Consider the following 19,320-nt stretch of genomic DNA (forward strand, 5'->3'; position numbering starts at 1 on the left):
CACATGTGTGGCATCGCAGGTACTTACCGATGGCCGGACGGGAAGGTCGTGACCGACCGGCTCACCGAGACCCTCACCCACCGCGGTCCGGACGGGGCGGGCCGGTACGGCCACCCCGTCGGTGACAGCGAAGTGCAGCTGGGGCACCGCCGCCTCGCCATCATCGACCTGTCCGAGACCGGCGCCCAGCCGATGGTCTCGGACGGCCTCGCCCTGACCTACAACGGCGAGCTGTACAACGCGCCCGAGCTGCGTGCCGAGCTGGCAGCCGCCGGGGTGCGCTTCCGCGGTACCTCCGACACCGAGGTGCTCCTCGAGGCGTGGCGGCGCTGGGGCACGGACTGTCTGCCCCGGCTGCGCGGCATGTTCGCGTTCGGGATCTTCGACGAGCGCACCGGTGAACTGGTGCTGGCCCGCGACCAGCTGGGCGTCAAGCCGCTGTTCCTGCTCCGGCGCGGCGCGGGTCTGGTGTTCGCCTCCGAGCTCAAGGCGCTCGCGGCCGTGACCGGCGGGTCGCTGGAGGTGGACCATGCGGCGCTGGTGGCCTCGCTGCTCTACTACTGGGTGCCGGACTCACGGTGCGCGTTCCGCGAGGCGGAGAAGCTGCCGCCGGGAAGCTGGCTCAGGTGCCGGCCCGACGGCCGGGTGGAGCGCGGCCGGTACTGGAACCTGAGGGACGTCGCCGCCGAGGGCCAGGAGCGGGCCCGCAGCGGCGAGCGGCCGGACTTGGCCGCCATCGTCGAGGAGTCGACCCGGCGGCACCTGCTCTCCGACGTACCCGTGGCGACCTTCCTCTCCGGCGGCCTCGACTCCAGCTACCTGACCGCGCTGGCCGCCCGCCACCAACCCGGGATCTCCGCCTACACGATCGGGTTCCGCGCCGAGGACGCCAAGTTCGAGGCCATGCCGGACGACCTGCGCTACGCCCGGCAGGTGGCCGAGCAGTTCGGCGTCGATCTGCACGAGATCGAGATCGCCCCGAACGTGCTCGACCTGCTGCCGCAGATGACGTACCACCTGGACGAGCCGATCGGCGACCCCGCCGCGATCAACACGTTCCTGATCTGCTCGGCCGCCCGGGAGGCCGGGGTCAAGGTGATGCTCTCGGGGATGGGCGCCGACGAGCTGTTCGCCGGGTACCGCAAGCACCTGGCCAACCTGCTCGCGCTGCGCTACCAGCGCGTCCCGCGGCCCTTGCGCCGCGGACTGTCCAGGGCCGTGGACCGGCTGCCGGTCGCCACGTCCCGCCGCGGGTACCGGTCGGTGCGCTTCGCGAAGCGGTTCCTCTCCTTCGCCGATCTGCCGGAGGAGACCGCGTTCCGGCGCAGCTACACCATGTACGACCAGAACGAGCTGCTGGGCCTGCTCGACCCGGACCTGGCCGGGACGGTCGACGACGTGCTGACCGAACATGCGGACACCTACCAGGACAACGACCTCGACGACTTCGTCAACCGCATGTGCCTGACCGACGCCCGGATGTTCCTGCCAGGTCTGAACCTCGCGTACACGGACAGGTCGAGCATGGCCGCGTCGACCGAGGTACGGGTGCCGTACGTGGATGTCGAGGTGGTCAAGGCGGCGTTCGCCGTGCCCGGCGATCGCAAGATCGTCGGACGGCAGGGCAAGGCCGTGCTCAAGGAGGCGGCCACCTCGGTCCTGCCCCGGGAGATCGTCTACCGGCCCAAGGGCCTGTTCAGCGCCCCGCTGCGCGCCTGGATGAGCCGGGATCTGGCACCGCTGGTGCGCGAGGTGGTCAACGACGGCCTGCTGGTCAATTCCGGGTTCCTGCGCCGCGACGCGCTGGCGCGGATGGTCGCCGAGGACGCCGCCGGGCAGCGGGACTTCTCCAAGCATCTGTGGCATGTGCTGACGCTCGAGTACTGGTATCGCGACGCGACGTCCGGGTCCGGCCAGAGCACTCGCTCGACGGCGTAGAAGACGGCGTAGAAACAAGGGGACTTCGGGTGAAACAGGTTGTGCAGAACTACAAGAGCGGCGAGCTGGCGGTGCTCGACGTTCCGGTGCCGGGGTGCAAGCCGGGCGGTGTGCTGGTCCGCAGCGCCTACTCGCTGATCTCCACCGGGACCGAGCTCATGAAGGTGTCCGAGGCCGGTATGTCGATGCTGGGCAAGGCCCGCTCCCGGCCGGACCAGGTGGCCAAGGTCATGCAGAGCGTGGCCACCAACGGGGTGCCCGCCACCTACCGCAAGGTGATGGGCAAGCTGGACTCCTACACGCCGCTGGGCTACTCGCTGTGCGGGGTGGTCGAGCAGGTCGGCGCCGGGATCGACGATGTGAAGGTCGGCGACCTCGTGGCCTGCGCCGGCAATGAGCACGCGCTGCACGCCGAGCTGAACTGGGTGCCGAAGAACCTCTACGCCCCGGTGCCGGACGGCCTCGCGCCGCGGCACGCGGCCTTCGGGACCGTCGGGTCGATCGCGTTGCAGGGCGTCCGCCAAGGCGAGTCACAGCTGGGCGAGGTCGCGCTGGTCATCGGCCTCGGGCTGATCGGGCAGTTGGTGGTGCAGCTCCTCGCCGCCTCGGGAGTCCGCGTTGTCGGCGTCGACCCCGACCCGGTGCGCTGCGAGCTCGCCGCGCGCCTGGGCGCGATGGCCTGCGGCGATCCCGCGTCCGCGGCCGTGGAGGCTTCCGTCGCCGAGCTCACCGATGGTCACGGCGTGGACCAGGTGTACCTGGCCGCCGGCGGCGGCAGCAATCAACCGGTCGAACTGGCGGCCCGGTTGAGCCGGGACCGCGGCCGGGTGATCGACATCGGCAAGTGCCGTCTGGACCTGCCGTGGAACGCGTACTACGAGAAGGAGCTCGACGTCCGGTTCTCCCGCAGTTACGGCCCCGGTCGCTACGACCCGGAGTACGAGCTGGAGGGCCGGGACTACCCGATCGGCTATGTGCGCTGGACCGAGCGCCGCAACCTGGCGTGCTTCCTCGACCTCGTCGCCCGCGGCAGCGTCGATGTGGAACCCCTGGTCTCCCACGTCGCCGACTTCGATGACGCCGTCGAGACGTACCAGCGCCTGAAGGACGGCGAACTGAAGGCCGTGGCCGTGCTGTTCCGCTACCCCCGACAGGACGGGAAAGCGGAGGAAGCGGCGGCTCCGGCGGTGACCGTGCCCGCGGTGGCTGTGTCCACTAAAAGCGTGAAGCGGAGTCCGGCCCGGGACGCCAAGTCGCCGGTGCGCCTCGCGTTCGTCGGCGCGGGAAACTACGCGACGTCGATGCTGCTGCCGCACCTGGCACGGCGCGAGGGCATCGAGTTGTCGACCGTCGTCACCACGACGGCGCTGTCCGCGGCCAACGCGCAACGGAAGTTCGGCTTCGCCGAGGCGACCACCGATCTCGACGCCGTACTCGGCGACAAGTCCATCGACGCGGTCTTCGTCGTCACCCGGCACAGCTCGCACGCCGAACTGACCCGAAGAGCACTGCTGGCAGGCAAGACCGTGTTCGTGGAGAAGCCCCTGGCCCTGACCGAGGACGAACTGGCCGACGTACTCGCGGCGGTGGAGGAGTCCGGCAACGACCGGCTGCAGGTGGGCTTCAACCGCCGGTTCGCGCCGCTGCTGCAGGAGGCCAGAAAGCGGTTCGGCGCCCGGACCGGTCCGGCGAACCTCCGCTACCTGGTCAACGCGGGCCGGCTGCAGCACGGCAGCTGGTACCTCCAACAGGGCAGCGAGGGCTCGCGGTTCGCCGGCGAGGGCGGGCACTTCATCGACACGGCGAGCTGGCTGCTCGACGCCGACCCGGTCTCGGTGTACGCGGTCGCCCCGTCCGGCAACGAGGACATGCAGGTCGTACTGCGCTACCCGGACGGGTCCACGGCCACCATCAGCTACGTCACCACCGGCCCGGCCGGCCTCCCCAAGGAAACCCTCGACCTCGTCGCGGACGGGAAGGCGCTGCGACTGGACGACTTCGTCCGCGCCTCGGTGTACGGCCGCAAGAAGTGGGTCAGTTCGCGACTCCCCAAGGCCCGCGACAAGGGCCAGAACGCCGAACTGGCCTCGTTCATCAAGGCCGTGCGGACCGGCGGGCCGATGCCGGTGCCGCTTCAGTCGCTGGTCGCCACCACGGCGGCCACCCTCGCCGTACAGACCGGCCTGGCCGGCGGTGCACCGGTGACGTTGGAGAAGCCGCGATGACTGTGAACTCGGGGAGTCCGGGCTGGTACCTGCGGCGGCTGTCCCGGATGGGACCGCAGGAGGTCGCGGGCCGGGCGGGCGACGCGGTGCGCCGGCGCCGGTGGCGGTCGGCGCTGCCGGCCTGCCCGAGCGTGACCGACGCCCGGTTCACCGCGGTCCTGCCCGCCGGGACGATCGCCGCAGTGCCTCCGGACGCCGCGAAACGGCTCATCGCCGAGGCCGACCGGCTGATGTACGGGCACGCCGAGTACTTCGGGGTCGTCCGCGACGACTTGGACGACCCGGACTGGTGGCGCGACCCGAAGACCGGCCGCCGGGCTCCGTGGGGCTACGCCTTCGACGTGCCGTACCGGAACGAGGACGCGGTAGGGGACATCAAGCAGATCTGGGAGCTGTCCCGGCACCAGTACCTCACCCAGCTCGCCGCCGCCTACGCGATCACCGGGAACGAGCGGTACGCCGAGCGCGTGGCCGAGCACCTGCGGTCGTGGTGGGTGGCCAACCCACCGCTGCGCGGCGTGCACTGGATCAGCGGCATCGAGCTGGGCATCCGGATGCTGTCCTGGGTGTGGATCCGCCGGCTGCTCGACGGCTGGCCGGGCGCGGCCGGGCTGTTCGAGGGCAACCCGGTGGCGCTGAACCAGATCTGGCACCACCAGCGCTGGCTGGCCGCCTTCCCCAGCCGGGGGTCCTCGGCGAACAACCACGTCATCGCCGAGGCCGCCGGGCAGTTCGCCGCGTCCTGCGCCTTCGACTGGTTCCCCTCCTCGGCGCGCTGGCGGGCCGGCGCGCTGCGCTCGCTGGAGCGGCACCTGCGCGGCAACACCTTCGGCTCCGGCCTCAACCGCGAGCTGGCCACCGAGTATCACGGACTCGTGCTGGAGCTCGGCCTCGCCGCGGTGGCTGAGGCGGATGCCGCCGACGTGCCGGTCCCCACGACCGTCCGGCTGGTGCTGCTGCGGATGACCGACGCGCTCGCGGCCATCGTCGACAACCGGTTACGGCCACCGCGCCAGGGGGACGCGGACGACGGTCACGGCCTGATCGTGGACGGCGCGGGCACCGACCGCTGGGCCTCGCTGCTGGCCACCGGCAACGCCGTGTTCGGCCGGCTCGACTGGTGGCCGGCGGTGACCGGCACCGATGTGCGCACCCCGCTGCTGGCCGCGCTCATCCGGCCGTACGCGAAAAGGGGAACGGCACCGGCCGTGACCCGCCCGGCAAGCCGACCGGCCCACTTCGCCGACGCGGGGCTCACCATCCTGCGCGGTCCGGAAGAGATCTGGTGCCGCTGCGACGGTGGTCCGCACGGCTTCCTGTCCATCGCCGCGCACGCCCACGCGGACGCGTTGTCCGTGGAGGTCCGGCACGACGGGGTCGACGTGCTCGCCGACCCGGGGACGTTCTGTTACCACGGGCAGCCCGAGTGGCGGCAGTACTTCCGGTCGACCCTCGGCCACAACACCCTGCAGCTGGACGGCGCCGACCAGTCCGTCTCCGGGGGCCCGTTCCTGTGGACCCGGCATGCCAAGAGCCGCGTCCTGGTCGCGGACCCATCCGACACAGGCGTGGCCCGCTGGTGTGCCGAGCATGACGGTTACCAGCGCTCCGTGCACCGCCGCCGGGTGGAACTGACGGCTGAGAGCCAGGAGTTGAGGGTGGTCGACGAGGTCCGCGGCCAACACGGCGATCGCCGGGCCGTGCACCTGGCCTTCCACCTCGGCCCGGCGATCGCCGCGGACCTGGTGGGGAACCAGGCACAGCTCACCTGGACCCGGGACGGCGAGGCCCGCTCCGCGGTGCTCGACCTGCCCGGCCGGCTGAACTGGCGGGCGCATCGCGGCGAGAGCGACCCGCCGCTGGGCTGGTACTCCGCCGGATTCGGGCGCAAGGAACCCACCACCACGCTGCTCGGCACCGGCTTCGCCGACGGCGCGGAGGGCTTCACCACCGTGCTCAGGTTCCGCGGCCCCCTAAGCACTCCGCGGGAAGTGCGGTGATGGGCCGTCGATCGTCTGCGGCGCCGTCGTGGCTGGTCGCTCCCTCAAGTTCTCGGCTTCGCTCGAACCCGGGGGGACCCCCATCGCGGCGGAGCCGCATATTTGGATACAGCCCCGCGCCCCTTTGGGGCGCTGCCGAACCGCAGCGGACTTCGCCCAGGCTGCTTAGGGGAGGACGCGTGGGGATCAAGAGGCGGCGGCACTGGGGGTTGGCGGCGGCACCGCTGGCGCTCGCCCTGCTGGCGGCGACCGGCTGCGACAGCGACAGCACGTCGGACGCCGGGGCAAAGCCTTCCGCTGAGCCGTCGTCCACGCCCGTGGCCCAGGTGTGCGCCAATCCCGCGGCCGGGCCGGCGAAGGCTCCGGCGGGCGCGGTCACGGTCGACCCCGCCGTGGTCGGTGACCTGGCGGCGAAGACCAAGAGCAACCCCGTGAACACCACGTTCTGGCTCCGCCCGGGCAGGCACAGGCTCGACCCGGACCGCTATGCCCAGGTCATCCCCAAGAAGGGGAACCGCTACCTCGGTGCGCCGGGCGCGGTGCTCGACGGCGGAAAGAAGAACCAGTACGCGTTCGGCGGCAGTGCCCGCGACGTCACCATCCGCCACCTGACCGTGCAGGGTTTCGTCGCGCCGCACAACGAGGGCGTGGTCAACCATGACTCGGCCGACGGGTGGGTGATCGAGCACGCGACGATCCAGAACAACTCCGGAGCCGGGCTGATGGCCGGTGCCCGCCAGCAGGTCCGCGCCAGTTGTCTGCGCGACAACGGTCAGTACGGCATGAACGCGTACAAGGGCGGAGGCCGTATCACCGGCCTGGTGATCGAGGGCAACGAGATCGTGGGCAACAACACCGGCGACTGGGAGCGGCGGCGGGAGGGCTGCGGCTGCACGGGAGGCATCAAGTTCTGGGCCGTCAACGGCGCCGACGTACGCGGCAATTGGGTGCACGACAACCGCGGCACAGGGCTGTGGGCGGACACCAACAACAACGACTTCCGCATCGAGAACAACGTGATCGAGGCCAACGACGGCGCCGCGCTGATCTATGAGACCAGCTACAACGCGGTCATCCGGAAGAACACGATCCGGCGGAACAACTGGGTCGAGGGCCGCAGGGAAGCCACAGCGGGCGACAGCTTCCCGTTCGCGACCGTCTACGTGTCGGAGTCCGGCGGCGAGCCACGGGTCCGAGCCCGTACGGACAAGATCGAGGTCTATCGGAACGTACTGGAGAACAACTGGTCCGGGATCACCCTGTGGGAGAACGCCGACCGGTTCTGCAACAGCCCGGCCAACACCTCGTCCGGTGACTGCACCCTGCTGGTGAAGGACACCGACCGCTGCGCCCGGCCGGCGATCGCGAAGGCGCCGCTCTACGCCGACTGCCGGTGGAAGACCCAGCGGGTGGACATCCACGACAACCGCTTCGTGCTGGACAAGTCCGTCGTCAAGTGCACGGAGAAGTGCGACCGCATGGCGGTCCTCGCCAACTACGGCACCTACCCGGACTGGTCGCCGTACCAGGGCGAGAAGGTGGCCGAGGCGATCACCCACAAGCAGGACAACCGCTGGCACGACAACGTCTACCTCGGACCGTGGAAGTTCGTCGCCCAGGACACGAGCCGGGTGATCGACTTCGGGGAGTGGCAGGGCGAGCGCCACCGGCAGGACGCGGGCAGCACCCTCGACCCACGGGCCGGTGGTTGAGATGGGCACGCAGTACGGCGCGGAACCGCGCCCCGCCGGCACACCGAAGGCCGTCGGAATCGTCTGGGGGCTGCTGGTCCTCAACACGCTCGGCTCCGCCGGGGCGAAGACCATCGTCCCGCTGCCCCGCTCCCTCATCCAGATGGTCACCATGGGCGCGCTGGTCGCCGCGTTCGCGCTGGCGCTCGCGCTCAATCGCCGGCTGCGCATCCGGGCCAGCGCCTATGTGCTCCTGCTCACCCTGCTGCTGGTGCCGAGCGTGATCTCCAGCGTGTACCTGGAGTCCGGGTTCGGCGCGCTGTTCCGCTGCGCCCGGCTGGCCCTCTTCGTCGGCACGCTGTGGCTGCTCAGCCGCTGGTGGGACGGCGGCCTGACGTTCGTCAGGCACCACATCCGGATGTACTTCGCGGTGCTCGGATCGGTGGCCGCCGGCCTGGCCATCTCACCGGGCGCGGCCCTGCCCGACCTCTACGGCGGGCGCCTCGTCGGCGCGTTGTGGCCGCTCACCCCGCCGCAGATCGGACAGTACGCCGCGGTGATCATCGGGCTCACCGTGCTGCTCGTACTGGGCCGCAGAACCGACCGGGCCGGCGCGGCGGTGGTCATCGTGCCGTCACTCGTCCTGCTCGCGTTGACCCACACCCGGACGGCCACGCTCGGCCTGTTCATCGGCCTTGCGCTGGCGATCGGCTCGCTCATCCTGACCAGCGCCGCCGCCCGCCGGTTCTTCACCTGGACGGTGCTGTGCGCCACGGTGGCCGCGGTGGGGTTCAGCTCCGCGCTCCAGGCGTGGTTCCTGCGCGGACAGAGCCAGGAGAACTTCTCCAACCTCACCGGTCGGGCCAAGGTCTGGGAGGCCCTGCTGGCAGCGCCCCGGACGACCGCGGAGAAGGTGTTCGGCATGGGCCTGGGCGACAAGTCGTTCGGCGGGCTGCCGATCGACAACAGCTGGCTGGCCGTTTACCAGGAACAGGGTCTGATCGGCGTCGCCCTGGTGGCGGCGATCATCATCGTCCTGGGCGGCGTCGCGTTGCTGCGGCCACCGTCGCTGGAGAGGGCCTGCGCGATCTTCCTGATCAGCTACTGCGCGATCGCGTCGTACACCGAGGCCGGCCTTGGCGACGCCTCGCCGTATCTGCTGCATCTGGCCCTGGCCGCCTCGCTGTTGGCGGCACCGGCCGTGACCGCTCCTGTCGCGATGCCCGAAGTCCCGCGACGACACATCCCGCGCTGGGCCCGTAGATCGGAGGTGATCTGAGCATGTACGTCCTCGTGGTGCACAACCGCTACGCCTCGGCGCAGCCGAGCGGGGAGAACAAGGTCGTCGACCAGGAGGTGGAGCTGCTGCGCGCGGCCGGCCACCGGGTCGAGGTGTTCGAGCGGCGCAGCGACGACATCGCCGCCCGGTCTCTGCTCGGCAAGGTCGCGGTGCCGCTGCTCGTACCGTGGAACCCGGGGGTCCGCGCGGAACTCGCCGCCCGGCTGCGCACCGACCGGCCGGACGTGGTCCACGTCCACAACGTCTTCCCGCTTCTGTCGCCCGCCGTGCTGGCCGCCTGCGCCGACGCCGGGGTGCCCGCCGTCGCCACGCTGCACAACTACACCCAGATCTGCCCGCCCGGCACGCTGCAGCGGGACGGCCTGCCGTGCACCGAGTGTGTCGGGTCGACGCCGCTGCCCGCAGTCCGGCACGGCTGCTACCGCAGCTCCCGCCTTGCGACGGTGCCGCTCGCGGTCAGCCTGTCGGTCAACCGGCGGCGGTGGTGGTCCGGCGTGGAGCGGTTCTTCTGCATCTCCGCGGCACAGCGCGACGTCCTGGTGCGGGCCGGCATGCCGGCCGAGCGGCTGGTGGTGAAGCACAACTTCGTGCCCGACCCGGACGACCGCCGATCAGGCGAGGGCGAGCATCTGCTCTTCCTCGGCCGGCTCGCGGAGGCCAAGGGCGTACGGCTGCTCATGTCCGCGTGGGACGAGATCGCGGCGAGCGGCGGTCTGGGCGTACCGCTCGTGATCGCCGGCACGGGGCCACTGGAGCGAGAGGTGACCGCCTGGGCGGCGGGCCGGGACGACGTCCGCTACGTCGGCCTGTTGGACCCGGCGGAGTGCCGGAAGGCCGTCGCGCGGTCGGTCGCCGTGGTGGCTCCCTCGACCTGGCTGGAGGCGTTCGGCCTGGTGGTCGTGGAGGCGATGGCGGCGGGGGTCCCGGTCGTCGCCGCCGGTCACGGCGCCTTCGTCGAACTCGTCGAGGACGGGGTGACCGGACTGCTGCACCGGCCGGGCGAGTCGGCCTCGCTCGCGTCCTGCATACGCCGGATCGCGGCCGAGCCGGCCCTGGGCCGGGAGATGGGCGAGGCGGCCCGGCGCCGTTACGAGCGGGGCTTCAGCCCGGCCGTCGGGCTGAAGCGCCTGGTGGAGGAGTACCGCACCGCGATCGTGGGGCGGACGAAATCAATGGGGGACAGTAGATGACACGATGCCGACTCTGCGGCTCGGAAGCCATGGCGAGCGTCGTCGATCTCGGGGCGACGCCACCGTGTGAGAGCTTTCTCGCCGCGGACCAACTGGATCAGCCGGAGCCGGCGTACCCGCTGCACCTGCGGGTCTGCACCGACTGCTGGCTGGCGCAGATCCCGCCGCTGATCACGCCGGAGGAGACGTTCAAGGAGTACGCGTACTTCTCCTCGTACTCGACCTCCTGGGTGGAGCACGCGCGCACGTTCGTCGCCGACGCCGTACAGCGCCTCGCTCTCGACTCCGACGGCTCCGATGCCTTCGTGGTCGAGGTCGCGAGCAACGACGGGTACCTGCTGAGGCACGTGGTGGACCGCGGGATCCGCTGCCTGGGCATCGAGCCGTCGGTGAACGTCGGCGCGTCGGCGCGGGACGCGGGTGTGCCCACGCTCACGGAGTTCCTGGACCCGGCCACCGGAGCAGCCGTCCGCGAAGAGCACGGCCCGGCGGACCTGGTCGTGGCCAACAACGTGTACGCGCACATCCCCGACGTCGTCGGTTTCACCCAGGGGCTGCGCGCCCTGGTCGCCGACGACGGCTGGGTCTCCATCGAGGTGCAGCACCTGCTGACCCTGATCGAGGAGAACCAGTACGACACGATCTACCACGAGCACTTCCAGTACTACACGGTCGCGTCCGCGACCCGGGCCCTGGCGAGCGGCGGACTCGCGCTTGTGGACGTCGAGTTGCTGCCCACGCACGGTGGTTCGATCCGGCTGTGGGCCCGGCCGGCCGAGGTGGCGGGCGAGCCGACGCGGCGGGTGGCCGACGTACTGGCCCGGGAGAAGGCCGCCGGGCTGCAGGAGCTGTCCGGGTACACCGAGTTCTCCGCCCGGGTGGCCAAGGTGCGCCGGGACCTCCTCAAGTTCCTCATCGAGGCGGCCGAGCGCGGCGAGACGGTCGTCGGCTACGGCGCCCCGGGCAAGGGCAACACCCTGCTCAACCACTGCGGTATCCGCCCCGACCTGCTCCCGTACACGGTCGACCGCAACCCCTACAAGCACGGCAGGTTCACCCCGGGCACCCGCATCCCGATCCTGCCGCCCGAGCAGATAGCCGCCGACAAACCGGACTACGTCCTCGTCCTGCCGTGGAACCTGCGGACCGAGTTGGCCGAGCAGCTGTCCTTCGTGCACGACTGGGGCGGTCGGCTTGTCTTTCCCATTCCGGAACTGAGCATTGTCGAGGTCAAGTCATGAAGGTCGTTCTGTTCTGCGGCGGTTACGGGATGCGCATGCGCAACGGGACCTCCGACGACGTCCCCAAGCCGATGGCGATGGTCGGCCCGCGACCGCTGATCTGGCACGTCATGCGCTACTACGCGCACTTCGGGCACACGGAGTTCATCCTCTGCCTCGGGTACGGGGCCCACCACATCAAGGACTTCTTCCTCAACTACGAGGAGACGGTGTCCAACGACTTCGTGCTGAGAGGCGGGCGGACCGAGCTGCTGTCCACCGACATCGCCTCCTGGACGATCACGTTCGCGCAGACCGGCATCGAGTCACCGATCGGGGAGCGGCTGCGCCGGGTGCGGCACCACCTGGACGGCGACGAGATGTTCCTCGCCAACTACGCCGACGTGCTCACCGACGCCCCACTGCCGGAGATGATCGAGAACTTCGCCCGGCGCGACGCCGGTGCGTCGATGACGGTGGTGCCGCCGCAGTCGTCGTTCCACTGCGTGGAGCTGGGCGAGGACGGCCTGGTGGGGGGCATCACCGCGGTGAGCGAACTGCCGCTGTGGGAGAACGGCGGCTACTTCGTGCTCCGCCAGGAGGTCTTCGACCACATACCGGAGAACGGGGACCTGGTCGCCGACGGATGCGCCCAACTCGCCAAGCGCGGCCGGTTGGTGGCACACCAGCACCGCGGCTTCTGGAAGCCGACCGACACCGTGAAGGAGCGGGCCGCGCTCGATGCCGCCTACGCCCGGGGCGACCGCCCCTGGGCCGTGTGGGAGCAGGACAGCGCCGGGGTGAAGGCGTGATCCGGCTCGGTGCCGGGCCGCTGGACCGGATCGTCGCGGTGGGCGCGCACTGCGACGACATCGCCATCGGGGCGGGCGGCACGCTGCTGACGCTGTGCCGCGCGCGGCCGGGGATCCGTGTCGACGCGCTGGTGCTCTCCGGCGGTGGCAGCGAGCGGGAGCAGGAGGAGCGGGCCGCGCTCGCCGCCTTCTGCCCGGGCGCCGACCTGCGGCTGACCGTGGACAAGCTGCCGGACGGCCGGCTTCCCGCGCACTGGGAGGAGGCCAAGTCCGCGGTCGAGGAGCTGCGCGAGCGGACCGACCCGGATCTGGTCCTCGCCCCGCGTACCGATGACGCGCACCAGGACCACCGCGGTCTCGCGCAGCTGATACCGACCGCGTTCCGCGACCACCTCGTCCTCGGCTACGAGATCGTCAAGTGGGACGGCGATCTCGGCCGGCCGGCCGCCTACCAGCCGCTGTCGCCGGAGCTCGCCCAACAGAAGGTGCGGCTGCTGCAGGAGCACTACCCCTCGCAGCGCCACCGGCCCTGGTACGACCGCGAGGCCTTCCTCGGCCTGGCCCGGATCCGCGGCATCGAATGCCATGAGCGCTACGCCGAGGCGTTCGCCGTCACCAAACTCGTTCTCAACCTGGGGGATTGAACCTTGCGCGTACTGCTCACCGGACACCAGGGCTACCTGGGCACCGTCATGGCCCCGGTCCTTGCCGCCGCCGGACACGAGGTCGTCGGCCTCGACGCCGGCCTGTTCGCCGACTGCGTCCTCGGCCCGACGCCGGCCGACCCGCAGGGGCACCGGGTGGACCTGCGTGACGTCACGGCGGAACACGTGGCCGGCGTGGACGCCGTGATCCACCTGGCCGCGCTCTCCAACGACCCGCTCGGTTCGCTGGCACCGGAACTCACCTACGACATCAACCACCACGCGTCCGTACGGCTCGCCCGGCTGGCCCGCGACGCCGGAGTGCGGCGCTTCCTGTACGCGTCGACCTGCTCGGTCTACGGCGCCGCCGGCGGTGACGACCTGGTGGGCGAGGACGCCCCGCTGCGCCCGGTGACGCCGTACGCGGAGTCCAAGGTGCGGGTGGAGGACGACCTGCACGCGCTGGCCGACGGCGACTTCACCCCGGTGTTCATGCGCAACGCCACCGCGTTCGGCTATTCGCCCCGGCTGCGCGCCGACATCGTGCTGAACAACCTGGTGGGCCACGCGCTCCTGTCCGGCGAGGTGCTGGTGCTCTCCGACGGCACCCCCTGGCGCCCGCTGGTGCACGCCGCCGACATCGCACGGGCCTTCGCGACCGCGCTGACCGCGCCGCGCGAAGCGGTGCACGACCGGGCGTTCAACATCGGCAGCGAGATCAACAACGTCACGGTCGCGGAGATCGCCGCGCAGGTCGCCGAGGCGGTGTCCGGTGCGAAGGTGGTGATCACCGGGGAGAACGGTGCCGATCCGCGGTCGTACCGGGTGGACTTCTCCCGGTTCCGCGCCGCGATTCCCGGCTTCGACTGCGAGTGGACGGTGAAGCAGGGCGCGCTCGAACTCGCCGATGCCTACCGGAAGTTCGGCCTGACCCGCGAAGGCTTCGAGCAACGCTTCACCCGCCTCGCCGTGCTGCGCGCGGCGTCCGAGTCCGGCGCCGTCGACGACACCCTGCGGTGGCGCCCGTGACCGAGATCGGCGAGGAGATGTACGCGCTGGTGGAGCGGATGTACCCGCTGTGCCGGAGCATCACCGGCGACGGTGTGCGCGCCACCTTGGACATCGTGGGGGAGTACATCCCGCTCCAGAGGCACGAGGTGCCGACCGGCACGCAGGTGCTCGACTGGACCGTGCCGCAGGAGTGGAACATCCGCGACGCGTACATCGCCGACACCACCGGCCACCGCGTCGTCGACTTCGCCGCGTCCAGCCTGCACGTGCTCGGCTACAGCGTGCCGGTGTCGGCGACCATGCCGCTGGCCGAACTGCGGGAACACCTGCACACCCTGCCGGAGCACCCGAACTGGGTGCCGTACCGCACCAGTTACTACAAGCCGGAATGGGGTTTCTGCCTGGCCCAGGAGACGTTGGACGCGATGCCGGACGGCGACTACGAAGTGCGCATCGACTCAACCCTCGCCGACGGACACCTCACCTACGCCGAGCACGTGGTCCCCGGGCAGGTCCCCGACGAGGTGATCGTCTCCTGCCACGTCTGCCACCCGTCGCTGGCCAACGACAACCTGGCCGGCATCGCGGTGGCGACGTTCCTGGCCCGGACGCTGGCGGAGCAGACGCCGTACTACACCTACCGGTTCATCTTCGCGCCCGGCACCATCGGGGCGATCACCTGGCTGGCCCGCAACGTGGAGCGGGTGGAGCGGGTCAAGCACGGCCTGGTCCTGGCCTGCGCCGGCGACTCGGGCCACCTGACGTACAAGCAGAGCAGACGCGGCGACGCGGAGATCGACCGGGTCATGGGGCACGTGCTGGCCGCCTCCGAACGCCCGCACCGCGTCACCGAGTTCACTCCGTACGGCTACGACGAGCGGCAGTTCTGCTCGCCCGGGTTCGATCTCGGCGTGGGCTCGCTCAGCCGTACCCCGTACGCGGGCTATCCCGAGTACCACACGTCGGCGGACAACCTGGACTTCGTCTCCCCGGAGGCGATGGCGGACACGCTCGCCGTCTGCCGCGAGGCGTTCGCTGTCCTCGACCGCAACCGGCGGTACCTCAACCTCAGTCCCTACGGTGAACCGCAGTTGGGCCGGAGGGGCCTGTACGACGCGCTCGGCGGTCGCAGCGACACCAAGCAGGCTCAGATGGCCATGCTCTGGGTGCTCAACCTGTCCGATGGCGAGCACAGTCTGCTGGACGTCGCCGAGCGGTCCGGGCTGCCGTTCGACACCGTCGTTGCCGCGGCCGACGCCCTGCACGGCGCCGGGCTGATCAAGGCATGACGCCGATGACCACCGAGGGGGAGAACCCGCAGACGACGGCGCGACCGGCCGGATCCGCCCGGCGGGCCCTTGTCGGCCGGCTGTCCTGGGGACTGGCCGACCAGGCGGCCTCCAGCATGACCAACCTCGCGGTGGGGATCTACGTGGCGCGCTCGCTGGGGGTGACCGCGTTCGGCGTGTTCAGCCTGGTATGGGTGACCTACGGCGTCGTACTCAACGTCTCCCGGGGCCTTGCCACCGACCCGCTCGTGGTGCGCTTCAGCGGCGTGCCGGACGCGCCCTGGCGGGGGGCGGTGGTCCGGTCGTCGGGTGCCGCGCTCGGCGTCGGTGCCGCCCTGGGCGCGGCGTGTGTGCTGGCCGGCCTTGCTCTCGGCGGGCGTGTGGGGCCCGCGTTCGCCTGCCTCGGCGTCGTACTGCCGGGGCTGCTGCTGCAGGACGCCTGGCGGTACTCGTTCTTCGCCGCCGGCGCCGGGCGGAAGGCGTTCGTCAACGACCTCGTGTGGGGCGTCGCGCTCGTCCCGGCCATGGTGGTGGCGGCCCGCGTGGGCAGCGTGGCCGCTTTCGTGCTCGCCTGGGGCGCGTCCGCCGCGGTGGCCTCGGTGTACGGCTGCTTCCAGTCCGGGATCCGGCCCCGGATGACCGGAGCGCGCGAGTGGCTTCGCGACCATCGTGACCTCGGCTCCCGGTACCTCGTCGAGAACGTCGGCGTCAGCGGCGCGTCCCAGCTGCGGGCGTACGGGCTCGGCGCGATCGTCGGAGTCGGCGCGGTGGGTGCGGTCCGGGGCGCCGAGCTGCTGCTCGGCCCGTTCCTCGCGGTGCTGATGGGTCTTTCGCTAGTGACCGTCGCGGAGGCGGCACGGGTGCTGCGGCGGGCCCCGCACCGGCTGGCCAAGTTCTGCCTCCTGCTCGGCGCCGGGCAGGCCGCCGCCGCGCTGCTCTGGGGCGCGGCGCTGCTGCTGGTGCCGGACAGAGTCGGCGAGCTGGTGCTCGGCGGCGTCTGGCACTCCGCCTCTGAGCTCATCGTGCCGGCCACGCTCGGCGTCGCGGGCGCCGGCCTCGGCACCGGCGCGGCGGCCGGGCTCCGCGCCCTCGCCGCGGCCCGGCGCAGCCTGCGCGCCCAACTGTTCGCCTCCGCCTGCTATGTCGGCGGCGGGCTCGGCGGGGCGGCCGTGGGCGGCACGGTCGGCTCGGCCTGGGGCGTCGCCGCCGCGACCGCCTGCGCCTCGGCCGTGTGGTGGCTGCAGCTGCGGTCCGCCCTGCGCGAGCACCACCAGAACACGATTCTCGAAGTGAGGACGTCATGACCCACCACCCCCGGCTGAGCATCGGCCTGCCCGTGTACAACGGCGAGGAGTACCTGGCCGAGTCGCTCGACGCCCTGCTCGGCCAGACCTACGAGGACTTCGAGCTGGTCATCTCCGACAACGCCTCGACCGACGGGACCGAGGACATCTGCCGCAAGTACGCCGGGCAGGACTCGCGCATCCGGTACCTCCGCCTGCCCCGGAACGTCGGTGCCGCACCGAACCACAACTACGTGTTCACCGAGTGCCGCGGTGAGCTGTTCAAGTGGGCTTCGCACGACGACCTTTACGCCCGCGATCTGCTACGGCGCTGCGTATCGGCGCTGGACGAGCGGCCGGACATGATCCTCGCGCACTCCGGCCAGGCGGTCATCGACGGCGACGGCCAGGTGAAGGTCCCGTACGAGTACGGGCTCGCCACCGACTCGCCGCACGCGCCGGAGCGCTTCCGCAGCCTGCTGTTCGAGCCCGGTGGCGACGACTTCTACGGGGTGATGCGGGCCGACGTGCTGCGCCGGGTGAAGCCGCACGACAGCTACCACCACGCGGACCGCACGTTCGTCGCCGAGATCACCCTGCACGGGCCCTTCCACCAGGTACCGGAACTGCTGTACTTCCGCCGCGACCACCCCACCCGCGCCGAGCGGGCGAACCCGTCCAAGCGCTCCCGGTGCGTCAACCTGGACCCGCGCCGGGCAGGCCCGCTGCACCCGACGCCCCGGCTGCTCGCCGAGTACGTCTGGGGCTTCGCCTCGGCGATCCGGCGGGCGCCGTTGTCCCCGGCCGACCGGCGCGCGTGCTACCGCCACCTGGGCGCATGGATGACCAGCAGGGTCCGGCCGGGCTCCGGTGAGCGGGTCGAGGACCGCGCCCCGGTCGACGCGGCCAAGCTCACGGTCTCCGTCGACGCCCTCGTCGCCGGCCGTGAGGGGAGGCAGGTATGACCCCGGTGCGGGTGGGGGTGTTCGGCCTGCTCGGCTCCGGCAACCTCGGCAACGACGGGTCGCTGGAGGCCGTGCTCGGGTATCTGCGCGCCGAGCACCCGGAGGCGGTCGTGGACGCGCTGTGCGGCGGACCCGAGGTCGTCGCGGCCCGGTACGGGATCCCCGCGACGCGGCTGCACTGGTACCGCGGGGAGTACCGGACCGCGTCACGTGCGGGATCGATCGCGGCGAAGGGCCTGGGAAAGCTCGTCGACGTCGTCCGCACCGCTGCCTGGGTGCGCCGGCACGACGTGGTGATCGTGCCGGGCATGGGCGTCCTGGAGGCCACGCTGCCACTGCGGCCGTGGGGCTTCCCGTACTCGCTGTTCCTGCTCTGCGCGAGTGGCCGGCTGCTTCGCACCCGGGTCGCGCTGGTCGGTGTCGGCGCGGACGAGATTCACAACCGCCCGACGCGGGCCCTGGTCCGCTGGTCGGCCAGGCTCGCCGCGTATCGCTCGTACCGCGACGACCTGTCCCGTGACGCGCTGCGGGCGATGGGCGTGAACACCGCGCGGGACAAGGTCTACCCGGACCTCGCCTTCGCGCTGCCGACACCGCGCGGGAGCGCACCGTCGGGCTCGGTCTGCTTGGGCGTCATGGACTTCCACGGCAGCAACGACGACCGCGCCCGGGCCGAGGAGATTCACCGGCGCTACCTGGACGGGACGACACGGTTCGTCCGCGAACTGGTCGAGGACGGCAGGCAGGTACGGCTGCTCACCGGCGATGCCTGCGACTCGCCGGTCGTGGCCGCGATCCTCGACGCGGTGGACTCCCCCCTGGTCACCGCACCCGAAGTCGCCTCACTCGCCGACCTGATGAAAGAGATGGCGGCCGCCGACACAGTGGTGGCGACCCGCTATCACAACCTGATCTGCGCGCTGAAGGTCGGGGCCCCCACTCTCGCGCTCAGCTACGCGGCGAAGAGCGACGCACTCATGGACCGGATGGGCCTCGCCGCCTACTGCCACCCGGCCCGAGAGGTCGATGCCGACCGGCTGCTCGAACAGTTCCGGGAAATGGAGAAGCGATCGGAGGAGCTGCGACAGACCCTGACCGAACGGAACCTGGCAGCGACCCGCCAACTCGACGACCAGTTCCACGAGTTGACGGCGGTCCTGTTGCCCGCGAACAACCGACCCCGCCAGGAGGCCTCATGAAAGTGACCGAAGTCCCGGCGATCGCGGGCGCGTTCCTCTTCGAGCCGACGCCGTACACCGACGAACGCGGCTACTTCTGCCGCACCTTCGACGCCGACGTGATCCGCTCGGTGGGCCTCGACCCGCACGCCTTCGTCCAGGACAGCGTGTCCCGCTCGGTCCGTGGAGTGCTGCGCGGCCTGCATCTGCGCTCCGGCGCCGGCGAGGCCAAGCTGGTGCGGTGCTCGTACGGGCAGATCTTCGACGTCGTGGTGGACCTGCGGCCGGACTCGCCGACGTATCTGGGCCGGGCCTTCTTCGAGCTGTCCGGCGAGACACAGGCGACCCTGTACATCCCGGCGGGCTGCGCGCACGGCTTCCAGGCACTTACCGCCACCGCCGACACCTCGTACCGGATCGACCGCCCGCATGATCCGGCCGAGGACGTGACGATCGCGTATGACGACCCGGAGCTCGCCATCCCCTGGCCGCTGCCGGTCACTTTGATGTCTCAGCGGGACCGGGAGGCGCCGAGCCTCGCTGACGTCCTCAAGCACAGGGAGAGTTGAGGTCG

General features: G+C 71.1%; 15 protein-coding genes. All 15 read left to right on the forward strand.

From position 1 onward, the window contains the following. Window positions 1-3: 3 nt before the first annotated feature. The 15 genes from asnB (at window position 4) to rfbC (ending at window position 19,315) form a co-directional block, all read left to right on the forward strand. Entirely contained in the window at window positions 4-1,938 is a 1,935-nt protein-coding gene (gene asnB / locus QQY66_RS43710; protein WP_301985996.1) for an asparagine synthase (glutamine-hydrolyzing), read from the forward strand. A 29-nt stretch (window positions 1,939-1,967) separates the two neighbouring features. Further along, window positions 1,968-4,163, forward strand: a complete 2,196-nt coding sequence (locus QQY66_RS43715; protein WP_301985997.1) for a bi-domain-containing oxidoreductase — start codon at window positions 1,968-1,970, stop codon at window positions 4,161-4,163. Next, on the forward strand, window positions 4,160-6,163 hold the full coding sequence (locus QQY66_RS43720; RefSeq protein ID WP_301985998.1) for an alginate lyase family protein: 2,004 nt from the start codon (window positions 4,160-4,162) through the stop codon (window positions 6,161-6,163). Before QQY66_RS43715 ends, QQY66_RS43720 begins: the two co-directional genes overlap by 4 nt. Window positions 6,164-6,342: 179 nt before the next feature. Next, complete coding sequence (locus QQY66_RS43725; RefSeq protein ID WP_301985999.1) at window positions 6,343-7,875, forward strand: right-handed parallel beta-helix repeat-containing protein; 1,533 nt, start codon at window positions 6,343-6,345, stop codon at window positions 7,873-7,875. A 1-nt stretch (window position 7,876) separates the two neighbouring features. Continuing rightward, a complete protein-coding gene (locus tag QQY66_RS43730; protein WP_301986000.1) occupies window positions 7,877-9,133 on the forward strand; it encodes an O-antigen ligase in 1,257 nt (418 codons plus the stop codon). A 2-nt stretch (window positions 9,134-9,135) separates the two neighbouring features. Further along, window positions 9,136-10,344 carry a glycosyltransferase gene (locus tag QQY66_RS43735; protein ID WP_301986001.1) on the forward strand — a complete coding sequence of 403 codons (1,209 nt, stop codon included), beginning with the start codon at window positions 9,136-9,138 and terminating at the stop codon, window positions 10,342-10,344. Beyond that, on the forward strand, window positions 10,341-11,585 hold the full coding sequence (locus tag QQY66_RS43740; RefSeq protein WP_301986002.1) for a class I SAM-dependent methyltransferase: 1,245 nt from the start codon (window positions 10,341-10,343) through the stop codon (window positions 11,583-11,585). Before QQY66_RS43735 ends, QQY66_RS43740 begins: the two co-directional genes overlap by 4 nt. Continuing rightward, window positions 11,582-12,376: a sugar phosphate nucleotidyltransferase gene (locus QQY66_RS43745; RefSeq protein ID WP_301986003.1), complete on the forward strand. Its 795-nt coding sequence runs from the start codon at window positions 11,582-11,584 to the stop codon at window positions 12,374-12,376. The genes QQY66_RS43740 and QQY66_RS43745 overlap by 4 nt, the downstream gene beginning before the upstream one ends. Then, entirely contained in the window at window positions 12,373-13,020 is a 648-nt protein-coding gene (locus tag QQY66_RS43750) for a PIG-L deacetylase family protein (RefSeq protein WP_301986004.1), read from the forward strand. Before QQY66_RS43745 ends, QQY66_RS43750 begins: the two co-directional genes overlap by 4 nt. Before the next feature lie 3 nt (window positions 13,021-13,023). Next, window positions 13,024-14,049: an NAD(P)-dependent oxidoreductase gene (locus QQY66_RS43755; RefSeq protein ID WP_301986005.1), complete on the forward strand. Its 1,026-nt coding sequence runs from the start codon at window positions 13,024-13,026 to the stop codon at window positions 14,047-14,049. After that, window positions 14,037-15,320 carry a DUF4910 domain-containing protein gene (locus QQY66_RS43760; RefSeq protein WP_301986006.1) on the forward strand — a complete coding sequence of 428 codons (1,284 nt, stop codon included), beginning with the start codon at window positions 14,037-14,039 and terminating at the stop codon, window positions 15,318-15,320. The genes QQY66_RS43755 and QQY66_RS43760 overlap by 13 nt, the downstream gene beginning before the upstream one ends. Window positions 15,321-15,325: 5 nt before the next feature. Continuing rightward, the gene (locus QQY66_RS43765; RefSeq protein WP_301987696.1) at window positions 15,326-16,624 is read left to right on the forward strand and encodes a hypothetical protein; all 1,299 of its coding nucleotides are present in this window, start codon (window positions 15,326-15,328) and stop codon (window positions 16,622-16,624) included. Continuing rightward, window positions 16,621-17,568, forward strand: a complete 948-nt coding sequence (locus QQY66_RS43770; RefSeq protein WP_301986007.1) for a glycosyltransferase family 2 protein — start codon at window positions 16,621-16,623, stop codon at window positions 17,566-17,568. Before QQY66_RS43765 ends, QQY66_RS43770 begins: the two co-directional genes overlap by 4 nt. Further along, a complete protein-coding gene (locus QQY66_RS43775) occupies window positions 17,565-18,767 on the forward strand; it encodes a polysaccharide pyruvyl transferase family protein (RefSeq protein WP_301986008.1) in 1,203 nt (400 codons plus the stop codon). Before QQY66_RS43770 ends, QQY66_RS43775 begins: the two co-directional genes overlap by 4 nt. Then, a complete protein-coding gene (gene rfbC / locus QQY66_RS43780; RefSeq protein ID WP_301986009.1) occupies window positions 18,764-19,315 on the forward strand; it encodes a dTDP-4-dehydrorhamnose 3,5-epimerase in 552 nt (183 codons plus the stop codon). The genes QQY66_RS43775 and rfbC overlap by 4 nt, the downstream gene beginning before the upstream one ends. Window positions 19,316-19,320 lie beyond the last annotated feature (5 nt).

This window comes from Streptomyces sp. DG2A-72 (assembly GCF_030499575.1).
Taxonomy (GTDB): domain Bacteria; phylum Actinomycetota; class Actinomycetes; order Streptomycetales; family Streptomycetaceae; genus Streptomyces.

Coding starts and splice junctions, on each gene's coding strand:
- rfbC (WP_301986009.1), top strand. CDS start 18,764: ATGAAAGTGACCGAAGTCCCGGCGATCGCGGGCGCGTTCCTCTTCGAG.
- QQY66_RS43735 (WP_301986001.1), top strand. CDS start 9,136: ATGTACGTCCTCGTGGTGCACAACCGCTACGCCTCGGCGCAGCCGAGC.
- QQY66_RS43730 (WP_301986000.1), top strand. CDS start 7,877: ATGGGCACGCAGTACGGCGCGGAACCGCGCCCCGCCGGCACACCGAAG.
- asnB (WP_301985996.1), top strand. CDS start 4: ATGTGTGGCATCGCAGGTACTTACCGATGGCCGGACGGGAAGGTCGTG.
- QQY66_RS43765 (WP_301987696.1), top strand. CDS start 15,326: ATGACCACCGAGGGGGAGAACCCGCAGACGACGGCGCGACCGGCCGGA.
- QQY66_RS43775 (WP_301986008.1), top strand. CDS start 17,565: ATGACCCCGGTGCGGGTGGGGGTGTTCGGCCTGCTCGGCTCCGGCAAC.
- QQY66_RS43740 (WP_301986002.1), top strand. CDS start 10,341: ATGACACGATGCCGACTCTGCGGCTCGGAAGCCATGGCGAGCGTCGTC.
- QQY66_RS43770 (WP_301986007.1), top strand. CDS start 16,621: ATGACCCACCACCCCCGGCTGAGCATCGGCCTGCCCGTGTACAACGGC.
- QQY66_RS43720 (WP_301985998.1), top strand. CDS start 4,160: ATGACTGTGAACTCGGGGAGTCCGGGCTGGTACCTGCGGCGGCTGTCC.
- QQY66_RS43745 (WP_301986003.1), top strand. CDS start 11,582: ATGAAGGTCGTTCTGTTCTGCGGCGGTTACGGGATGCGCATGCGCAAC.